Origin of the sequence: Accumulibacter sp. (genome assembly GCF_031732815.1) — a bacterium.
In the GTDB taxonomy this organism is placed as follows: domain Bacteria; phylum Pseudomonadota; class Gammaproteobacteria; order Burkholderiales; family Rhodocyclaceae; genus Accumulibacter.
The window spans coordinates 1-18,988 of sequence record NZ_JAVMKF010000237.1 but is presented as its reverse complement, the minus strand read 5'-3'; the positions used below and the strand labels follow the sequence as shown (position 1 = coordinate 18,988).

The following is an 18,988-nucleotide window of genomic DNA, read 5'->3' as shown; positions in this document are numbered from 1 at the left end:
TTCTACTCCCTAACGGTCGCGTCAATCAGAACTACTCAAACAAGTCGGAGGTTTCGTGGATGTCGTGCAATCAGTGATGCAGATAGGCCAACAGGCGCGCGGCAGCCGCGCCGGGCGTCGTCCGGCCTTCGGCGACGTCGGCCGACATCGTTGGCAGGGCCGAGCGGACTGCTGGATGAGAATGAAAATGGTGGCGCAGGCCAGAGTCGATCAGGTTCCACATCCAGTCGACGGCTTGCCGACGGCGCTTCGCGTCGAATTCGCCGCTCGCCATCATCGTCGTCCGGTAGCGCTCGATTTCGCTCCAGAACTCGACGATGCCACGTTTAGCCAGGGCGCTGACGGTAAGGACCGGCGGGCGCCAGTTCGGGCTGCTGCTGCGCAGCATGGTCAGGGCGGCACGCATCTGACCGCGCGCAAAGGCAGCCGCACGCTCGTCGATGTCGGCCTTGTTGAAGACGACAAGGTCAGCAATTTCGACGATGCCTTTCTTGATCGCCTGCAGGTCATCGCCTGCGTTGGGCAATTGCAGTAGAACAAAGACATCGACCATGCCGGCGACGGTCGTCTCCGATTGGCCGACACCGACGGTTTCGACGATGATCACGTCGAATCCGGCAGCTTCGCAGACGAGCATTGCTTCACGCGTCTTGTCGGCGACTCCGCCAAGCGACCCGGCTGAGGGGCTGGGCCGGATGAACGCCTCGTCGCGCTGACAAAGCATTTCCATGCGCGTCTTGTCGCCGAGAATCGAGCCCCCGGAAACCGACGAAGAGGGGTCCACGGCGAGCACCGCAACCCGCCTGCCGGCTTCGATCAGATGAATCCCGAGCGTTTCGATGAACGTCGACTTGCCGGCGCCGGGAGCCCCTGAGATGCCGACGCGTATCGTTCGTCCGGTATGCGGCAACAAAGCGGCGAGCACCTGCCGCGCGCGCCGCTGATGATCGCTGCGGGTGGATTCGACGAGCGTGATGGTCTTCGCCAGCGCTCGCCGATGCCCCCTGAGCACCCCATCGACCAGATGCTGGTCGGCATGCGCCAAGCCGGCGGCGGCCGCGCCGCCGGCAGACTTGCTGCTGCTCTGATCCATGGTCAGGACCGCACGGCTAGGCTGGAACCTGCGCGCGCGCCTTGCGGATCTCGTCGAGTACGGTCATCGCCGAATCCTCGATGCGTGTTCCCGGACCGAAGATGGCTTTCGCCCCCGCTTGGAAGAGGAAGTCATAGTCCTGTGCCGGAATTACGCCACCGGCAAAAACGATGATGTCGTCCGCGCCCTGCTCCTTCAGCGCTTTGACCAGGGCCGGCAGCAGCGTCTTGTGACCCGCCGCAAGTGACGAGACGCCGACCGCGTGCACATCGTTTTCGATCGCCAGCCGGGCAGCCTCTTCCGGAGTCTGGAAGAGCGGTCCGACATCGATATCGAAACCGAGGTCGGCAAAGGCGGTGGCGACCACCTTGGCTCCGCGGTCGTGCCCATCCTGGCCGAGCTTGGCGATCATCACACGCGGCCGCCGGCCTTCGTCTTCGTTGAACTTGGTGATTTCGGCTTTCAGCTTCTCCCAGCTCGACATGCCTTCGACGACCGCACCGTAAACGCCGGAGACCGTCTGTTGCGTCGCACGGAAGCGACCGAAGACTTTTTCCAGCGCATCGGAGACCTCGCCGACCGTCGCCCGCAAACGCATCGCTTTGACCGCGAAGTCGAGCAGGTTGCCTTCGCCGGTTTCGGCGCAGCGCGTCAGATCGGCCAGTGCCGCATCGACCGCGGCGCTGTCGCGTGCTGCGCGTACCTGCGCCAGACGGGCGACCTGCGCTTCACGTACGGCGTTGTTGTCGATGTCGAGAATGTCGATCTCTGCTTCCTTGGCCAGCTTGTACTTGTTGACCCCGACGATCACGTCCTTGCCCGAGTCGATGCGCGCCTGTTTGTCGGCCGCGCAACCTTCGATCTTCATCTTCGCCCAGCCGGATTCAACGGCGTGTGTCATGCCGCCCATCGCCTCGACCTCTTCGATGATCTTCCAGGCTTCGTCGACCAGATCCTGCGTCAGCCTTTCCATCATGTACGAGCCTGCCCACGGATCGATCACATTCGTGATGTGCGTCTCCTCCTGGATGATGAGCTGCGTGTTGCGCGCGATGCGGGCAGAGAACTCGGTTGGCAGCGCGATCGCCTCGTCGAGGGCGTTGGTGTGCAGCGATTGCGTGCCGCCAAAAACCGCCGCCATCGCCTCGATCGCCGTCCGTACGACATTGTTGTACGGGTCCTGTTCGGTCAGCGACCAGCCGGAAGTCTGGCAGTGCGTACGCAGCATCATCGACTTCGGACTCTTCGGCGAGAACTCCTGCATGATCTTCCACCAGAGCAGGCGAGCGGCGCGCAGCTTGGCGACTTCAAGGTAGAAGTTCATGCCGATGGCGAAGAAGAAGGAGAGTCGCCCGGCGAATTCATCGACATCGAGACCGGAAGCCAGTGCCGTCTTGACGTATTCGCGGCCGTCGGCCAGCGTAAAGGCGAGTTCGAGCGCCTGCGTCGCGCCGGCTTCCTGCATGTGATAGCCGGAGATCGAGATCGAGTTGAACTTCGGCATGTGGTGTGCCGTATAACCGATGATGTCTGAGATGATCCGCATCGACGGCTTGGGCGGATAGATGTACGTGTTGCGGACCATGAACTCCTTGAGGATGTCGTTCTGGATCGTTCCCGACAGCTTTTCCTGAGCGACGCCCTGTTCTTCGGCGGCGACGATGTAGCCGGCGAGGATGGGGAGAACAGCGCCGTTCATCGTCATCGAGACCGAGATCTTTTCGAGCGGGATGCCGTTGAACAGAATCTTCATATCTTCGACCGAGTCGATCGCCACGCCCGCCTTGCCGACGTCACCGGTGACGCGTGGATGATCGGAATCGTAGCCGCGGTGCGTCGCCAGGTCGAAGGCGACCGAAATGCCCTGACCACCCGCCGCAAGCGCCTTGCGGTAGAAGGCGTTCGATGCTTCGGCAGTGGAAAATCCAGCGTACTGGCGGATCGTCCACGGCCGCACGGCGTACATCGTCGCCTGCGGGCCGCGCACGAAGGGCGCCAGGCCGGGCAGCGTATCGCTGTACGGCAGGCCTTCGACATCCTTCCTGGTGTACAGCGGCTTGACGACGATTCCTTCCGGGGTGACCCAGTTGAGTGCCTCGACATTGCCGCCGGGTGCCGACTTGGCGGCAGCCTTCTTCCAGGCGTCGAGGTTGGCAAAATCTTGTGGCGCAGCGTTGTTCGCGTTGGACATGACGGAACCTTTCACGAAATCTGTGGAATGAGGCGTAGCTCGCTTCGTCTGTGGGGGGAGAAACCGCGCCGCCCAAAGGGCAGGGCCGACTCGCATTCGGCGAGATTAGCGCTTGACACCCCGCCCGCCGAATAATACTGTATCCATAATTATGAAGGCAAGTTCCAATGCTCAAGCTCAGCAATTTAGTGGATGAATTGCCATGTGCCCGAGTCGCATAGCGCAGCCAGCGCTTTACCAGGAAGTTGCCGAGCGCTTGCGTCAGCGGATTTTCGCGCACGAACTGCAGCCCGGCGCACGGATCGACGAGCAGGCGCTGACGATCGACTATGGCATCAGTCGAACGCCGCTGCGCGAGGCCTTGAAGGTGCTTGCCGCGGAAGGGCTGGTGACCTTGAAGCCGCGGCGTGGCTGCTTCGTAACCGAACTGTCCGAGCAGGATCTCGATGAAATCTTCCCGTTGATGGCGATCCTGGAGGGTCGTTGTGCGCTGGAAGCGACCGCCAAGGCGCAAGCACGCGAAATCGCCAGCCTCGAGCAGATTCATCGACAGCTTGAGGGTTCTGCCGAGAGCCGCCAGATCGAGCGCTTTTTCGAACTGAACCAGGAGTTTCACGCGCGCATTCAGGACATGGCCGGCAACCGCTGGTTGCGGCAGACGGTGCGCGATCTGCGCAAGGTACTGAAGCTGACGCGCTTGCTCTCGTTGAGTATCGAAGGGCGGCTGGAGCAGTCGCTCGCCGAGCACGAGCGGATTCTGGCGGCAATCAAGGCCGGCGACGGCCTGCTCGCCGAGAGCCTGATGCACGATCACATTCTTTCCGTTCGTCAGGCCTTGGCGAGAAGCCACGCGGAAGCGGAGGTGAATCCGTGAGCGGCACGATTGTCGCTGCGCGCGCCGGGGCCGTGGCGACGGTCATTCTGTCGAATCCGGGCAAACGCAACGCGCTCGATCTGGCAATGTGGCAGCGTTTGCGTCAGGTGGTCAACGCGTTGTCGGCTGACGAAGATCTGCGCTGTCTGGTTGTGCGCGGCGAGGGCGGTGAGGCCTTTGCCGCTGGCGGCGACATCGAGGAGTTCCGTGTTCAGCGTGACACCGTAGACCGGGCAATGGCCTATCACGCCACCGCCGGTGCTGCGCTGGCGGCGCTGCATGACTGCGGAAAGCCGACGATTGCGCTGATCGAGGGCGCCTGCATGGGGGGCGGCCTGGAGATCGCCGCGCAGTGCGATCTGCGCATCTGCGGTGTATCGGCGCGCTTCGGCGTGCCGATCAACCGGCTGGGTTTCTCGATGTACCCGGGCGAAATGGAAGGCCTTCTGCGCCTGCTGGGCAGTGCAACGATGTACGAACTTCTGCTCGAGGGGCGGATTTTCGACGCGTCGGAGGCCTTGACCAAAGGTCTGGTGACGCGTGTCGTCGCTGACGACGAGGTACCTGGCGAGGCCTACGCGTGCGCCGGCCGCATTTGCGCTGGCGCACCACTGGTTGCCAAGTGGCACAAGCAGTGGATTCGCCGTCTGCAGCAAGGCCAGCCTTTGAGCGAGGACGAACGGCGTGCGTCGTTTGCCTTCCTTGCCACCGAGGATTATCGCGAAGGACTGAAGGCTTTTCTCGAAAAGCGGACGCCGGAGTTTCGCGGGCGCTAGAGCAGCACTGCGCGCTCGGCGCTCAGGCGAAGATGCCCCACGACATCTTTGCCGCGAGCAGAATCAGAATTCCCGCGAACAGCCGCTTCAACGTCCTGACCGGCAGCCGGTGGGCGAGGCGGGCACCGAGCGGCGCGCTCAGCATGCTCGCCGGGACGAGCCAGATGAAGGCAGGCAGGTAGATGTAGCCCAGGCTCCAGGCCGGCAGCCCGGGCTGTTCCCAGCCGTTGACGATGTAGCCCAGCGAGCCGCCGAGCGCGATCGGAAAGCCGACAGCGGCCGAGGTGCCGATCGCATTCTGCACGCGCACATTGCACCAGGTCAGGAAAGGCACGGTGAGCGATCCGCCGCCGATGGCGACCAGCGCCGAGATCGCGCCTATGCCAGTGCCAACAGCCAGGACGCCGCCGGTGCCCGGTAACTCGCGCGAGGGTTTGGGTTTGACGTCGAGGATCATCTGCAGGGCAATCAGGCAGACGAAGCCAGTGAAGAACAGGGCGAGTGGCCGGGCAGGTACGCTGGCGGCGAACAAGGTACCGAGCAAAGTGCCAAGCAGAATTCCAGGCGTGATCTGGGCCACCACGGGCCACAACACTGCACCATGGCGATGATGCACACGCAGGCTGGCGAGCGCGGTGAACAGGATGGTCGCCATCGACGTACCCAGCGCGAGATGCAGGACCTCGCCGGCCGGAAACGCGGCTTGCGCGGCAAACATCAGGGTCAAGGTCGGAACCATCACCAGACCCCCGCCGATTCCCAGCATTCCGGCAAAGAAGCCGGTGAACACGCCCAGGGCCGTGTAGGCCAGCCACCAGATCAAGTCGAGCTCCCGTCGCGCAGTGTGCGCTGCAATAGCGTCATGATCGCACGCTTTGCCGCCGGGCAAGCAAGCGCCCTGCGGCCTAACGGGCGAACAGTTCGTCGAGCATGCGCTCGACGCCGATCTGCCAGGCGGGCAGCTTGAGGTCGAAGCTGTTCCGCAGCTTCCTGGTGTCGAGCCGCGAATTGTGTGGACGCACGGCGGGCAGCGGATAGGCCGAAGTGGGGACCGCTTCGATCGCTCCGGGCGCGACGCGGATTTCCCGGCCAGCCTGGCGCGCATACTCGATGAGGTGTAGCGCGTAACCGTGCCAGCTTGTTTCGCCGTTCGCCGCCAGGTGGTAGAGGCCGGCCAGTTCGGGGCGATCGCGCAGGCTGCGCACGACTTGCGCGGTGACATCGGCGAGCAGCTCGGCGCCGGTCGGCGCGCCGATCTGATCGGCCACGATCTGCAGGCGCTCGCGCTCGCCGGCCAGGCGGAGCATCGTGCGGACGAAATTGCTGCCGCGCGCCGCATAGACCCAGCTCGTACGCAGGATCAGGTGATTGCGCCAAGTGGCGATGGCGTGTTCGCCAGCCAGTTTGCTTCGCCCATAGACGCTCAGCGGATTCGGCCGATCGCTCTCCCGCCAGGCGCTCTCGCCGCTCCCGTCAAAGACGTAGTCGGTCGAGTAATGCACCAGCCAGGCGCCCAGGCGAGCAGCTTCCTCGGCGAGCACGGCGGGGGCCTGCGCATTGATCGTCGCGGCCAGTTGTGGCTCGCTTTCAGCGCGGTCGACGGCGGTATAGGCCGCCGCGTTGACGATCAGATCGGGCGCCACCTGACGCACGCAGGTGGCGAGCCCGGCCGGATTGGTGAAGTCGCCGCACAGCGTTCCGTCGCCTTCATGATCGAGCGCGACGATTTCGCCCAGCGGCGCCAGGCTGCGCTGCAGCTCCCAGCCGACCTGTCCGCGCTTGCCGAAAAGCAGGATTCTCATGCTTGTCGCTCGCTGTAATTTTTCGCCAGCCAGTCGCGGTAGGCGCCCGATTGCACATCCTTCACCCATTCCTGATTGGCCAGGTACCATTCGACGGTGAGGCGGAGGGCACGCTCAAAGCTGTGCGCCGGCCGCCAGCCGAGTTCAGCTTCGATCTTGCGCGCGTCGATCGCGTAACGCCGGTCGTGCCCTGGCCGGTCGGCGACGTAGCTGATCTGTTCGCGATACGGCTTGCCGTCGGGGCGTGGGCGCAATTCGTCGAGCAAGGCGCAGACGGCGTGCACGATCTCGATGTTGGGTTTTTCGTTGTTGCCGCCGACATTGTACGTTTCGCCGGGGCGACCTGCTGCGAGCACGCGGCGAACGGCGCTGCAGTGATCCTTGACGTACAACCAGTCGCGGATCTGCCGACCGTCGCCGTACACCGGGAGCGACTTCCCGGCGAGCGCATTGACGATGAGCAAAGGAATCAGCTTTTCGGGAAACTGGAACGATCCGTAGTTGTTCGAGCAGTTGGTTGTCAGGACTGGCAGACCGTAGGTGTGATAGTAGGCCCGCACGAGATGGTCGCTCGCGGCTTTGCTGGCCGAATACGGGCTGTTCGGTTGGTAGCGATGCTCTTCGGTAAAGGCGGGCGCCTCGGCGGTCAGCGAGCCGTAGACTTCGTCGGTTGATACGTGCAGGAAGCGGAAAGCCTGCCGGGCATCGGGCGGCAAGGCCGACCAGTACGCGCGCACTGCCTCCAGCAAGTGAAACGTGCCGACGACATTGGTCTGGATGAAATCTTCTGGTCCGTGAATCGAACGATCGACATGCGACTCGGCGGCGAAATTGATCACTGCGCGTGGCCGGTACTGGGCCAGGAGGCTGGCGCTCAGGTGCTGGTCGCCGATGTCACCTTGCACGAAGAGGTGGCGCTCGTCACCCTCTACGCTGGCCAGGTTGGCACGGTTGCCGGCGTAAGTCAGTTTGTCGAGATTGATCAGTGGTTCGCCGTCGTCGGCCAGCCAGTCGAGAACAAAATTTGCGCCGATGAAGCCAGCGCCACCGGTAACCAGAATCATGTCATTTCCCTATTCTTGCTTGCCAGGCCGGTGCTTGCGGGGTAACGAGCGAAGCAGGCAGTGCGCGACCTGCGGCGCGCTGCCTGTGCAGCAGGCTCAGCGCCCGTAGGTATCCTGCAAACGGACAATGTCATCCTCGCCGAGATAACTACCGGACTGCACCTCGACGATTTCCAGGTCGATCTTGCCGGGGTTCGCCAGCCGATGGACGACGCCGAGCGGGATGTACGTCGACTGGTTCTCCGCCAGCAGCAGCGACTCATCGCCGCGCACGATCGCCGCCGTTCCTCTGACGACGATCCAATGCTCGGCGCGGTGGTGATGTTTTTGCAGGCTGAGGCTGGCGCCGGGTTTGACCAGAATCCGCTTGACCTGATAGCGCGGGCCATCGGCAATCCCCTCGTAGCTTCCCCAGGGCCGATGCACGATATGCCGGAATTCGGTCTCGGCGCGCGCGCCGCGTTTCAGCTCGTCGACCAGCGTCTTGACATCCTGAGCCTTGGCCTTGTCGGCGACGAGAACCGCGTCAGGCGTTGCGATGACGACCAGATCCCTGACGCCTACCGTGGTAAGCAGCCGGCCTTCGGAGAGCAGCACGCAGTTCTGCGTGTCCACGCTATGTATATCGCCGCGCAGCGTGTTGCCGTTGCGGTCGCTCTGGCCGAGCGCGGCGAGGGCGTCCCAGGCGCCGATGTCGTTCCAGCCGGCATCGAGCGGGATGACCACGCCGCGGTCGGTTTTCTCCATCACCGCGTAGTCGATCGAATTCGCCGGGCTGGCGCTGAAGGCGGCCGGTTCGAGGCGCAGAAAGTCGAGGTCGCGTTGGGCAGCAGCGAGTGCGCGGTCTACGCATTGGCGCATTTCGGGCGCGAACAGGCCGAGCGCTTCGAGGAAGCTGTCGGCACGGAAGAGGAACATGCCGCTGTTCCAGTAGTAGTCCCCCGAGTGCAGATACGATTCGGCGCGCTCCTTGTCGGGTTTTTCGACAAAGCGGTCAAGCAGGTAGCCGCCGGTCACCGGCTTCCCGCGGCGAATGTACCCGTAACCGGTTTCCGCGCGATCGGGGACAACGCCGAAAGTCACCAGGTCGCCGCGACCGGCATGCGGCAAGGCCGCCGTGACCGCTGTCCGGAAAGCGTCAACGTCGGCGATCACATGGTCTGACGGGAGCACGAGCAAGAGCGGGCATCCGCTCAGTCCCTGTGCCTCATGCAAGGCGTGTAACGCTGCTGCCGCGACCGCCGGTGCCGTATTGCGCGCTGCCGGTTCGAGCAGAATGTCCGCCTTCTGGCCAATTTCGAGGAGTTGCTCGGCGACCAGGAAACGGTGATGTTCATTCGCCACGGCGATCGTTGCGCCGACTCCGGGCAGGCCATCAAGCCGCCGTAGCGTATTCTGCAGCAAGGAAAACTCGTCGGCCAGGCGGAGGAACTGTTTCGGGTAGTGCGTCCGCGAGAGCGGCCAGAGACGGGTTCCCGACCCGCCGCAGAGAAGGACAGGACGAATCAGCGGAGAATTCATGCGCGCGTTTCCATTCTGGGCAAAGCCACCGCAGCGTCGCCGGCTGGCCGAAAAGGCGAATTATAGCGGTTGATTCGACGGGCAGAGGGGCGCCTTTTCCGCCGCCTGTCATCATCTTCTATAATGGCGCTCTTTCGTCAGACGATTCCTCCGTCGCCGACCCGCACACCGATGCGCATCCTGTTGGTAAAAACCTCCTCGCTCGGTGACGTCATTCACAACCTGCCGGTGGTCAGCGATCTGCGGCGCGTCTTTCCGGCAGTCCGGATTGCCTGGTGCGTCGAAGAGCGCTTTGCCGACATCCCACGTCTGCATCCGGCGGTGGCGCAGGTCATTCCTGTGGCCTGGCGGCGCTGGCGCAAGGCCTTGCAGCGACTCGACACCTGGCGCCAGATGCGCGATTTTCGTCGGGCCATCGGCGCGGTCGAGTACGACCTGGTGCTCGACACACAGGGTTTGCTGAAGAGCGCGCTGATTGCCCGCCAGGCGCACGGAAGGCGTTGTGGCTACGCCGCGGAAGCTGCGCGCGAACCGCTGGCGGCACGCTTCTACGATGCCACTTTCGTCATCCCACGCAACGCGCACGCCGTTCTGCGCAACCGCTGGCTGGCTGCCGCTGCCTGCGACTACCCGGTCGACCTGCCGCTCGATTACGGGATTTGCGCACCGACGGATGAGCTGCCCTGGCTGCACGGCGAAAGGCCAGTCGTTCTGTTTACCGCGACCAGCCGCGACGACAAGCTGTGGGACGAGGCGAACTGGTGCAACCTCGGCCAGGAGTTGCTGGCGCGTGGCTTGACACCGGTTCTGCCAGCGGGTAGCGCCAGCGAGCGGCGGCGCGCTGAGCGCATTGCGGCAGTGCTTGCCGGTGCGCTGGTGGCGCCGCCGCTGACGCTGCCCCAGATCGCCGGGCTGCTTGGCCGGGCCAGACTGGTGATCGGCGTCGATACCGGGCTGGCCCATCTGGCAGCCGCGATGAACGTTCCGGTGATTGCGATCTACGTCGCCAGTGAACCCGCGCTGACCGGCGTGCACGGACGCGGATTCGCTCGCAACCTCGGTCGCCCGGGGCAGCCGCCGGCCGTCGCCGAGGTCGTGGCGCACGCCGATCAAGCCTTGCTCGCGAGTCAATGAGGCAGTGCCCGAGCCAGGCGCCAAGCACGCGGGCTTGCCTGCCGCGTGCGCGCTGGCCTGGCCTCGGCTTGGCTTCGTGCCTGCTCGGCCGGCTACGCCACCGGCGGCCACACCTGCCGGTTTCCGCCGGTCAGCGATGATCCGCTTCCTCTATGCATTGCTCTTCTATCTGGCCATGCCACTGGTCTGGCTTCGCCTCGCCTGGCGTGCCGTCAGGCAAGCCGAGTATCTGGAGCACCTTGGCGAGCGGCACGGTCATTATCGGCGGCCATCACGGCGCCCGTTGATCTGGTTGCATGCCGTTTCGGTGGGCGAAACACGCGCCGCCGAACCCTTGATCGATGCGCTCCTCGGGGTCTTTGCCCAGCATGATCTGCTGCTCACGCACATGACGCCGACCGGACGCGCGGCTGGCCTCGATCTGCTGAATAAGCATCCGGGGCGGATCGTGCAGGCCTATTTGCCGTACGACCTGCCGCATGCCTGTCGGCGCTTTCTGGCCATCTTTCAGCCGCGCATCGGCTTGCTCATGGAGACCGAGATCTGGCCCAACCTGATGGCGGCCGCGGTCGCCAGGGGCCTGCCGATTGTCTTGGTCAACGCGCGCTTGTCGCTTCGCTCGCAGCGCGCCTATGCACGCGTGCGTTGGCTGATCGAGCCGGCAATCGCGTCATTCGCCGCCGTTGCAGCGCAGACGGAGGCTGACGGCGAACGGCTGCGCGAGCTAGGTGCGCGCCAGATCACCGTCTGCGGCAATCTCAAGTTCGACGTCACGCCGGCGGCTGAACGGCTGGAACTGGGCGCCCGCTGGCGGAGCGCGATCGGCCACCGTCCGATCTGGCTGGTGGCCAGCACGCGCGAAGGCGAGGAAGCGTTGATTCTCGACGCCCTCGGCGCAGTTGACCTGGCTGATCTGCTGCTTGTCGTCGTGCCGCGCCATCCACAGCGTTTTGACGAAGTCGCCAGCCTGCTCGAGCAGCGCCGACTAAGCTATCGGCGGCGCAGCACAGGGACGCTGCCGGATGCTGTGACGCGCGTCTGGCTCGGCGACAGCATGGGCGAAATGGCCGCCTACTACGCGCTCGCCGACATCGCGCTGATCGGCGGCAGCTTGCTTCCGTTTGGCGGGCAGAACCTGATCGAAGCGGCAGCCTGCGGATGCCCGGTTCTGATCGGCGAACACACGTTCAACTTTGCGCAGGCGAGTCAGGATGCGGTCGCCTGTGGCGCCGCTCGGCGTGTTGTCGACGCACCACAGGCCGCGCTCGTCGTCGCGCAGTTGTTTGGTGAACAGGGGGGCAGCAGGGCGTCGCTGCACGCCATGCGCGCCGCCGCAATGCGCTTCAGTGCAGCACACCGTGGCGCAACAGCACGCACGCTGGCGCTGATCCGCCCGCTTATCGAGTCTCGAGCAGCGCGTTGACCTGTTCGAGGTCGGCTTCGCCGAGTGCGCCGACTGCCGCCTTCAGCTTCAGTAGCGCGAGCAGCGCGTCGAGGCGCGCTTTCGCCAGGTCACGTCGGGTCACATAGACCTGGTTTTCGGCGTTCAGGACGTCGATGTTGATCCGCACGCCGACCTCGTAACCCAGGCGATTCGATTCGAGCGAACTGAGGCTGGAAACGAGTGCGGCTTCCAGCGCGCGCACCTGCGCCAAGCCGCTGACCACGCCGAGGTACGCCTGGCGCGCGTTGAGCGCCGAATTGCGGCGGGCATTGTCGAGCGCAGAGAGTTCGGCGTCGCGCTTGGCGGCTGCTTCGCGCGTTCGCGAGTTGACCGCTCCACCTTGGAAAATCGGGATGTTGAGCTGCAAACCAAGTTGTCGTGTGCGCGTCTCGATGTCGCCTTGGCCGAACTGGCCCGGGTTGCTGTTGGCCGAGTAATTGGCCACCACGTCAAGCGTAGGATAGTGCCCGGCACGGTTGATTTCGACCGCTCGGCCGGCCGCCTCTGCCGCCGCCTGTTGCGCCTGAACAAGAAAGCTGTCGCGCTCGGCTGCCTCGACCCACGTCTCCATGCTGGCCGGTTGCGGTGGCTCAACCACCGCTTTGTCCTTCAGCCGGTTGAGTTCGCCGGGCTCCTTGCCGATCAAGACGCGCAGCGCATGGCGCTTGACTTCGAGTTCGCTTTCAGCGGCGATCTCCTTCGCGCGCGTCAGGTCGAAGCGCGATTGCGATTCATAGGTATCAGTGATCGTCGCCGTTCCGACTTCGAAGTTCTTCTTGGCCTGCTCGAGCTGTTGCCCGATGGCGGTCTTCTCGGCCTGGACTGCGCGCAGGTTTTCGCTGGCGAACAAGACGTCGAAATAGGCCTGTGCGACGCGCACGATCAGTTCCTGCCCCGCCTGCGCAAACGTTGCTTCGACCTGCATCACCAAGAGCTTGGCCTGATCGTACTGGACCCAGTTCTGCCAGCGGAACAGCGGTTGCGTCAGGTTGGCGCCATAGCTGTTGGTGTTGTAGCGAGCCTTGTAGATATCAGTCCGGTTGCTGTCGGCAAGGTTGTACCGGTAACGACTGCCATTCCAGGACGTGTTGCCGGTCGCATTGACTGAGGGCAGCAGGCCGGCCAGGGCCTGCGGTAGCCGCTCACGGCCGGCTGCCGCTGTGGCTCGCGCGGCTGCGTACTGCGCGTCGTAGCTCAGGGCATCGCGGTAGACCTGCATCAGATCAGCGGCCATGGCGCCGCCAACCGCACACAAGGCAGACAGGCCGAAGGCGAACCGCAAGGGGCTTGATTTGCTTGACATGACCTCGTCCGATGCTGCGCGCTGCTGTCGCGGGCTAGAAGACAAAACCCGGTTGTGCTCTGGGTCTCTTCAGTGGCGCAACGACGGTTTCGAACAGGTTGATCGTGGTGAATGCCTTGTCGGCGGTTCGTGTGATCAGTTGCGCATGCATTACCGGTGCTTCGCCAATGAAGGCAAACAGCCGACCGCCGAGTCGCAGTTGTTGCAGGAAGGTCGCCGGCAGGCGCGGCAAACTTCCGGAAATCACAATAACATCATAGGGAGAAGCGGATGACCAGCCTTCCGACGCATCCCCGGTGTCGACGGTGACGTTGACCACCCGTGCCTGGCGCAGATTGCGCCGAGCAAGGTCCGCTAGTGCCGGATCAATGTCGACCGTGTGGACAAATTCGCCGCGCGAGGCGAGGAGAGCCGCCATGTAGCCGCTCCCGGCGCCTATCTCGAGGACCACGTCGGTGTTCCTGATGCCGACTTCCTGCAGAATCCGTGCTTCCATCTTTGGATGAAGCATTGTCTGCCCGCCGCCGATCGGCAACTCCAGGTCGGCAAAGGCGAGCAGCTTGTGCGCCGGGAGGACGAAATCCTCACGCTTGACCACTGAGAGCGCCGCAAGGACTTCCGGATCCAGCACCTCCCAAGGCCGAATCTGTTGCTCGATCATGTTGAAGCGCGCCCGCTCCATGTCCACCGTTACCGTAGCCATCACCTTCCCCGTCAGCATGTCGATGCCAGCACCGCCTGAGATTTGTTTCGTGCGGGTATTATAACGTGATCGGCAACTGGTCGCGCGCGGCTTGCCTTGAGGCGGCCTTCCGGGCAACAAAGAAAACGGCGCCGCAAGGGCGCCGCCTCGGTCATCATCGGGCTGTCCGGTCAGGCCGGCAGCGCCTTGATCTGAGCGGAAAGGCGACTCTTGTGACGTGATGCCTTGTTCTTGTGAATGATCTTCTTATCGGCAATGCGGTCGATTACGGCGACCGAGTCCCGGTAAATGCCCTGCGCGGCCACCTTGTCGCCAGCTACGATGGCTTTTTGCACGCGCTTGACTGCCGTGCGCAGGGTGGAGCGCAGACTGGCGTTGTGGGCGCGCTGCTTGGCGGATTGCCGGGCGCGCTTGCGAGCTTGTGCGCTGTTGGCCATAAATTGGTATTCCTATTAAACGCGTGGACGAAATTGGAAGCGCGGGATTCTACACGTGCGCCGTTTGTCACGCAAGGGAATCACTTGGAAGCCTGGCCCTGACGGATGATGCAGCGTGATTCGGGCGGCTTGCCGGAAACCCGTGGTCTGGCTGCTGGAGCGCTCAGATCGCGGGGCTGGCGGCAAGAGGCGCGGAATGCACCGCTGGTGGAGTCCGTGAAGAGGATGCCGGAAGGCGGCAGGCCCTGCGCTCCGATCACTGGGCGCTTGCTTTCCCGGTCGAGGAGATGCCGCCCAGGGCGCTGGCTGGGGTCGTTCTCGGCGGGTCACTCGATTTGCAGCGAGATGGCTTTGGCATGCGGCGTACACATGCGCGCGGAATCGGGCCAGGCAGCGGCGCAAGAGTGGCTGTTGGCAGAGGCGATGGCCGCGCGGCTCGCCGAGCCGGCGATACACGGGGCGCAGCGCTCGGGTGAAGCGTGCCAGGGTAATGAGGATTAGTGCCGCTTGCGCGAGGAAGTGGTAGCCCCGCAGGGCGCGCCCGTCGGAGGAGAAGGCATGCTCGTCTGGGGGGCTCTTCGACCAGCGGGCCCGCTTCGATGCCGCAGCGATGGTGGGCGCCGCGAGTGCAACGCGCATCGACGTTCTGCCGCCTGCGCGGCTGGATGGCGAGCATCAGGATGTACGACGGCTTGGTCACGGCCTTGCCGCGGGCAGGAGCCAAGCTGTCGTTGCCGTGTGCAGTGCATCAAGGATAGAAGAGGTAGAGCCGGTAGCCGGCTGCCTCGACCGAGCGGGTCTCCAGGCGCAGACGGATGTCGAGATCAGAACTGGCAGGAAAAGGCCCGGCTGCGAGCATCCCCGGCGGGAGATACTCTTCCGGGAGGAGCACACGGCGGACAATGACTTTGTCTCTGGTATCGGTAAGCGCAAGTTCGATTGCCGGGTACGCTTGCGCGTAGCCCGCCCGATTGCGTAGCGTCGCCTGCAGCGTAAGCAACGCGGTCCGACCGGGCTCGCTCTGCAGGTCGGAGGCTTCGATCGCCAGCAGGTCGGCACGCCGTGGCAGAGGGAGATCGCTGCCGACGAGTTCGCTGAGCGCGGCCAGCCACGGCTGCAAACCCGGCACGGAGAGACTGATCGTCGTGCGCAACTGGAAAACGAGTTGCCCTGCCAGCAGTAACGCGAGCACCCCGACCAGCGCACCGAGGACCTGCGCTTCTCGCCGCTGACGGCCAGGGCCTGGCGCTGGCTGGCGCTGTTCTCCCAGCCAGTGGCTGCGCGCCTGCGCCGGTTCGTCGCTGGCGGACGGGTGCTCACCGGGAACAATGCTTGCAGCCGCAGACGAGGCAGCGAGCGTGAGCGGTGTTGCTGCCTCTGCCAGGCGCGCGTCCGTTTGCGCCGCGTGCCGGCTGCGCGACGAGTCGGTGGCCGATGCCGCTTCGACGCCTGTGTCGACGCTCGCCGCGTCGCTTGCCGCAAGGCGGCTCGTCGGCGCGGCACGACGGTGGTCGTCCAGTTGGGCGTTGGGCAGGGTGGTCGGCAGGAGCAGTGGCGAAGCGTCGTCGGAGAGTTCGTCGAGGGCACTGAAAACGGTTTGGCAGCGACCACAGCGGACCTGCCCGGAGCGCGCGCGAAGTTCGCCGGAAGTAATCCGGAAGACCGTCCGACAGGCTGGGCAGGCTGTTTTCATGCGCTAGTCCTTGCGCCCGGTCAGGCATACCCAAGCCTCCCGCGTGTCGTTTACGGCGAGGTGCAGGTAGGGGGCGTAGGCCGCAATCAGTTCGTCGGTCTGTTCGACAAGGATTCCCGACAGCGCCAGGCAGCCACCTGGCCGGACGTAGGCACAGAGCGCCGGTGCGAGGATTTTCAGCGGATTGGCCAGAATGTTGGCGACGACGATGTCGAAATTGCCCGAGAGGACGTCCCGTGCATCCTGGAAGCGTGCGCGGACCGCATTTCGTTGCGCGTTGCTGGCCGAGGCGGTGACCGCCTGCGGGTCGAGGTCGACGCCAACCACCCTGTTGGCCCCGAGCTTTGCCGCAGCGATGGCGAGGATCCCTGAGCCGCAACCGTAGTCGAGCACGGAGGCCCCACTGTAGACGCGGCGCTCGAGCCATTCCAGGCAAAGCCGGGTTGTTGGGTGCGATCCGGTGCCGAAGGCCATGCCCGGGTCGACGACGAGTACGGTTGCCTTGGCGTCCGGCGGCGTGTGCCAGGAGGGAACGATCCACAGGCGTGGCGAGACGCAAATTGGCTCGAATTGCGACTGCGTCACCTGCACCCAGTCCTGTTCAGCGACCTTTTCCTGGGTGAAGGTGGGTAGTTCCGGAAGGCCGGCGCGCGCGGCGCTGGCGCCGATGAGTTGCAGCAGGTTCAAGCCCGGCGCGACGAGCGCGACCACGCGCGAACGTTCCCAGCCAAGCTGGGGTACCGCGCCCGGCTCGCCGAACTGCGGCTTCTCCTCGGCAGTTCCGGCGTCGGCATCCTCTATGCTGACCGACAGCGCACCGTTGTCGAGCAAGGCGTCGGCCAGCGCCTCGGCGTGTCGGCCATCGGTGTCAATGCGCAAAGACAGCCAGCTCATCGCGGTCACCATTCAGTGCGAGGCAAGATGGGAAGGGCGGTGCCGACGAAGCTTGCCCGGGGTGCTCTGCCGGCCGGGCAATGCGGTCCCGCTGCCGGGCGCGGGTGGCTCATGCGCTGGCTGCCGAAAGCTGGCGAAGGGGGCGCACGCTGGCTCAGCCGCCTTTCTTGACCTCGTCCTTGGCCGCCAGCCGATGCTCCAGGTAGTGAATGCTCGTACCACCTTCCATGAAGCGCGCATCGTGCATCAGTTCCTGGTGCAAGGCGATGTTGGTTCTGATGCCTTCGATGCTCATTTCCGACAGCGCAGTGCGCATCCGGCGGATTGCCTGTTCGCGGCTGTCGCCGTAGGAAATCACCTTGGCGACCATCGAGTCGTAGTGGGAGGGGATCGTATAGCCTTGATAGATGTGCGAATCGACGCGAATTCCGGGACCGCCCGGCGGATGGTAGAAACTGATCTTGCCCGGTGAGGGGACGAAAGAGTAGGGGTCCTCGGCGTTGATCCGGCATTCGATCGCGTGCCCGCGGAAGCTCAGGTCGCGCTGGCGAAAGCGCAAGCGCTCGCCAGCCGCAATGCGTATCTGTTCGGCGACCAGGTCAACACCGGTGATCAGCTCGGTGACCGGATGCTCGACCTGAATCCGCGTATTCATTTCGATGAAATAGAATTCGCCGTTTTCGTAGAGGAATTCGAAGGTTCCGGCGCCACGATAGTTGAGCCGCCGGCATGCCTCGGCGCAACGTTCGCCGATGCGCACGATGTGGCGTGTGGCGACGCCCGGCGCCGGCGCTTCTTCAATGATCTTCTGATGACGGCGCTGCATCGAGCAATCGCGCTCACCCAGGTAGACCGCTCCCCGGAAGCTGTCGGCAAGCACCTGTATCTCGATGTGGCGCGGGTTTTCGAGATACTTCTCCATGTACACGTTTGGATTGCCGAAGAAGTTCTGAGCTTCCGCACGCGTCAGATTGACCGCGTTGATCAGGGCTGCCTCGGTGTGCACGACGCGCATGCCGCGTCCGCCACCGCCGCCGGCCGCCTTGATGATTACCGGATAGCCGACGACTTTGGCGATGCGCAGGATCTCTTTCGGATCCTCGGGCAAGGACCCTTCTGAGCCGGGAACACAAGGAACTCCGGTGACCCGCATCGCCTCCTTGGCGGAAACCTTGTCGCCCATCAGGCGGATCGTCTCCGGACGCGGGCCGATGAAGACGAATCCGGACGACTCGACGCGCTCGGCGAAATCCGCGTTTTCCGAGAGAAAGCCGTAGCCCGGATGTATTGCCTGGGCGTCGGTGACCTCGGCCGCCGAGATGATTGCCGGGACGTTGAGGTAGCTTTGCGCAGAGGGGGCGGGACCGATGCACACCGACTCGTCTGCCAGGCGGACATACTTGGCTTCGCGATCCGCCTCGGAATGGACGACGACGGTCTTGATGCCCAATTCACGGCAGGCGCGCTGGATGCGTAGCGCAATCTCGCCGCGATTGGCAATGAGGACTTTCCCGAACATGGCGGAAGTTTCCTTATCAGCCGATGACGAAGAGGGGCTCGCCGTATTCGACCGGTTGGCCATTCTCGACCAGAATGGCCTTGACGGTGCCGGCGGTTTCCGCTTCGATTTCGTTGAGCAGCTTCATCGCTTCGATGATGCACAGCGTCGCACCGGCCTTGACGACGCTGCCGACTTCGACGAAAGGTTCGGCTCCGGGGCTCGATGCGCGGTAGAAAGTGCCAACCATCGGTGCCTTGACGATATCGCCTTCCGGCAGTTCCGGCTCGGCCGGCGCGCTTGCGCTGGCTGCCGGCGCCGGCGGGGTGGCCGGATGCGCCTGAGCAAGCGGCGGATAGGCGTAGGCCTGGGCAGGCGCGACACCGTGTTTGACGATGCGCACCTTTTCCTCGGCGTCGTTGATTTCCAGTTCGGTGATGCTCGACTCCTCGACCAGGTCGATCAGTTTCTTCAGTTTCCGCAGGTCCATCGATATGCTCCGGGAGATTACGCTTGCAGGGTTGAACGCTCGCCATCAGGGCCGATGCTGGTCTGGCGATG

The 18,988-nt window shown here is 64.1% G+C and carries 17 protein-coding genes; 4 read left to right on the top strand and 13 right to left on the bottom strand.

The genetic code is table 11. The features are described from left to right. Positions 1-70 precede the first annotated feature (70 nt). Both meaB and scpA read right to left on the bottom strand, forming a co-directional pair. Entirely contained in the window at positions 71-1,093 is a 1,023-nt protein-coding gene (meaB, locus tag RKP46_RS14710) for a methylmalonyl Co-A mutase-associated GTPase MeaB (protein WP_311107330.1), read from the bottom strand. Between the two features lie 16 nt (positions 1,094-1,109). Then, the gene (gene scpA / locus RKP46_RS14705) at positions 1,110-3,284 is read right to left on the bottom strand and encodes a methylmalonyl-CoA mutase (RefSeq protein WP_311107329.1); all 2,175 of its coding nucleotides are present in this window, start codon (positions 3,282-3,284) and stop codon (positions 1,110-1,112) included. Positions 3,285-3,486: 202 nt separating this feature from the next. On the opposite strand from scpA, the gene RKP46_RS14700 reads away from it, so the two are divergent. After that, a complete protein-coding gene (locus tag RKP46_RS14700; protein WP_311107328.1) occupies positions 3,487-4,158 on the top strand; it encodes a GntR family transcriptional regulator in 672 nt (223 codons plus the stop codon). Further along, complete coding sequence (locus tag RKP46_RS14695) at positions 4,155-4,934, top strand: enoyl-CoA hydratase-related protein (protein ID WP_311107327.1); 780 nt, start codon at positions 4,155-4,157, stop codon at positions 4,932-4,934. The genes RKP46_RS14700 and RKP46_RS14695 overlap by 4 nt, the downstream gene beginning before the upstream one ends. A 22-nt stretch (positions 4,935-4,956) precedes the next feature. Here RKP46_RS14695 and RKP46_RS14690 read toward each other — a convergent pair whose 3' ends face one another. The 4 genes from RKP46_RS14690 to RKP46_RS14675 all read right to left on the bottom strand — a co-directional run bounded on the left by RKP46_RS14690 (position 4,957) and on the right by RKP46_RS14675 (position 9,321). Then, the gene (locus RKP46_RS14690; RefSeq protein ID WP_311107326.1) at positions 4,957-5,757 is read right to left on the bottom strand and encodes a sulfite exporter TauE/SafE family protein; all 801 of its coding nucleotides are present in this window, start codon (positions 5,755-5,757) and stop codon (positions 4,957-4,959) included. Positions 5,758-5,839: 82 nt separating this feature from the next. Then, positions 5,840-6,736: a dTDP-4-dehydrorhamnose reductase gene (gene rfbD, locus RKP46_RS14685; RefSeq protein WP_311107325.1), complete on the bottom strand. Its 897-nt coding sequence runs from the start codon at positions 6,734-6,736 to the stop codon at positions 5,840-5,842. After that, positions 6,733-7,800, bottom strand: a complete 1,068-nt coding sequence (gene rfbB / locus RKP46_RS14680; RefSeq protein ID WP_311107324.1) for a dTDP-glucose 4,6-dehydratase — start codon at positions 7,798-7,800, stop codon at positions 6,733-6,735. The genes rfbD and rfbB overlap by 4 nt, the downstream gene beginning before the upstream one ends. A 96-nt stretch (positions 7,801-7,896) precedes the next feature. Beyond that, a complete protein-coding gene (locus tag RKP46_RS14675) occupies positions 7,897-9,321 on the bottom strand; it encodes a mannose-1-phosphate guanylyltransferase/mannose-6-phosphate isomerase (protein WP_311107323.1) in 1,425 nt (474 codons plus the stop codon). A 171-nt stretch (positions 9,322-9,492) separates the two neighbouring features. Here RKP46_RS14675 and waaC point away from each other — a divergent pair, with 171 nt between their 5' ends. Then, complete coding sequence (gene waaC, locus RKP46_RS14670) at positions 9,493-10,455, top strand: lipopolysaccharide heptosyltransferase I (protein ID WP_311107322.1); 963 nt, start codon at positions 9,493-9,495, stop codon at positions 10,453-10,455. 136 nt (positions 10,456-10,591) lie between these two features. Then, on the top strand, positions 10,592-11,878 hold the full coding sequence (gene waaA / locus RKP46_RS14665) for a lipid IV(A) 3-deoxy-D-manno-octulosonic acid transferase (protein ID WP_311107321.1): 1,287 nt from the start codon (positions 10,592-10,594) through the stop codon (positions 11,876-11,878). Here waaA and RKP46_RS14660 read toward each other — a convergent pair. The 7 genes from RKP46_RS14660 to accB all read right to left on the bottom strand — a co-directional run bounded on the left by RKP46_RS14660 (position 11,853) and on the right by accB (position 18,917). Continuing rightward, positions 11,853-13,202 carry a TolC family outer membrane protein gene (locus tag RKP46_RS14660; protein ID WP_311107320.1) on the bottom strand — a complete coding sequence of 450 codons (1,350 nt, stop codon included), beginning with the start codon at positions 13,200-13,202 and terminating at the stop codon, positions 11,853-11,855. The genes waaA and RKP46_RS14660 overlap by 26 nt on opposite strands. 34 nt (positions 13,203-13,236) lie before the next feature. Further along, complete coding sequence (locus RKP46_RS14655; RefSeq protein WP_311107331.1) at positions 13,237-13,890, bottom strand: protein-L-isoaspartate O-methyltransferase; 654 nt, start codon at positions 13,888-13,890, stop codon at positions 13,237-13,239. A gap of 185 nt (positions 13,891-14,075) precedes the next feature. After that, positions 14,076-14,342: a 30S ribosomal protein S20 gene (gene rpsT, locus RKP46_RS14650; RefSeq protein WP_311107319.1), complete on the bottom strand. Its 267-nt coding sequence runs from the start codon at positions 14,340-14,342 to the stop codon at positions 14,076-14,078. Between the two features lie 748 nt (positions 14,343-15,090). Next, entirely contained in the window at positions 15,091-16,035 is a 945-nt protein-coding gene (locus tag RKP46_RS14645) for a DUF3426 domain-containing protein (protein ID WP_311107318.1), read from the bottom strand. A 3-nt stretch (positions 16,036-16,038) separates the two neighbouring features. Then, a complete protein-coding gene (gene prmA, locus RKP46_RS14640; protein WP_311107317.1) occupies positions 16,039-16,929 on the bottom strand; it encodes a 50S ribosomal protein L11 methyltransferase in 891 nt (296 codons plus the stop codon). A gap of 154 nt (positions 16,930-17,083) precedes the next feature. After that, complete coding sequence (gene accC / locus RKP46_RS14635) at positions 17,084-18,448, bottom strand: acetyl-CoA carboxylase biotin carboxylase subunit (protein ID WP_311107316.1); 1,365 nt, start codon at positions 18,446-18,448, stop codon at positions 17,084-17,086. Between the two features lie 16 nt (positions 18,449-18,464). Then, a complete protein-coding gene (accB, locus tag RKP46_RS14630; protein WP_311107315.1) occupies positions 18,465-18,917 on the bottom strand; it encodes an acetyl-CoA carboxylase biotin carboxyl carrier protein in 453 nt (150 codons plus the stop codon). Positions 18,918-18,988: the final 71 nt, after the last annotated feature.

Coding starts and splice junctions, on each gene's coding strand:
- meaB (WP_311107330.1), bottom strand. CDS start 1,093: ATGGATCAGAGCAGCAGCAAGTCTGCCGGCGGCGCGGCCGCCGCCGGC.
- scpA (WP_311107329.1), bottom strand. CDS start 3,284: ATGTCCAACGCGAACAACGCTGCGCCACAAGATTTTGCCAACCTCGAC.
- RKP46_RS14700 (WP_311107328.1), top strand. CDS start 3,487: ATGTGCCCGAGTCGCATAGCGCAGCCAGCGCTTTACCAGGAAGTTGCC.
- rfbD (WP_311107325.1), bottom strand. CDS start 6,736: ATGAGAATCCTGCTTTTCGGCAAGCGCGGACAGGTCGGCTGGGAGCTG.
- rfbB (WP_311107324.1), bottom strand. CDS start 7,800: ATGATTCTGGTTACCGGTGGCGCTGGCTTCATCGGCGCAAATTTTGTT.
- RKP46_RS14675 (WP_311107323.1), bottom strand. CDS start 9,321: ATGAATTCTCCGCTGATTCGTCCTGTCCTTCTCTGCGGCGGGTCGGGA.
- waaC (WP_311107322.1), top strand. CDS start 9,493: ATGCGCATCCTGTTGGTAAAAACCTCCTCGCTCGGTGACGTCATTCAC.
- waaA (WP_311107321.1), top strand. CDS start 10,592: ATGATCCGCTTCCTCTATGCATTGCTCTTCTATCTGGCCATGCCACTG.
- RKP46_RS14660 (WP_311107320.1), bottom strand. CDS start 13,202: ATGTCAAGCAAATCAAGCCCCTTGCGGTTCGCCTTCGGCCTGTCTGCC.
- rpsT (WP_311107319.1), bottom strand. CDS start 14,342: ATGGCCAACAGCGCACAAGCTCGCAAGCGCGCCCGGCAATCCGCCAAG.
- RKP46_RS14645 (WP_311107318.1), bottom strand. CDS start 16,035: ATGAAAACAGCCTGCCCAGCCTGTCGGACGGTCTTCCGGATTACTTCC.
- prmA (WP_311107317.1), bottom strand. CDS start 16,929: ATGAGCTGGCTGTCTTTGCGCATTGACACCGATGGCCGACACGCCGAG.
- accC (WP_311107316.1), bottom strand. CDS start 18,448: ATGTTCGGGAAAGTCCTCATTGCCAATCGCGGCGAGATTGCGCTACGC.
- accB (WP_311107315.1), bottom strand. CDS start 18,917: ATGGACCTGCGGAAACTGAAGAAACTGATCGACCTGGTCGAGGAGTCG.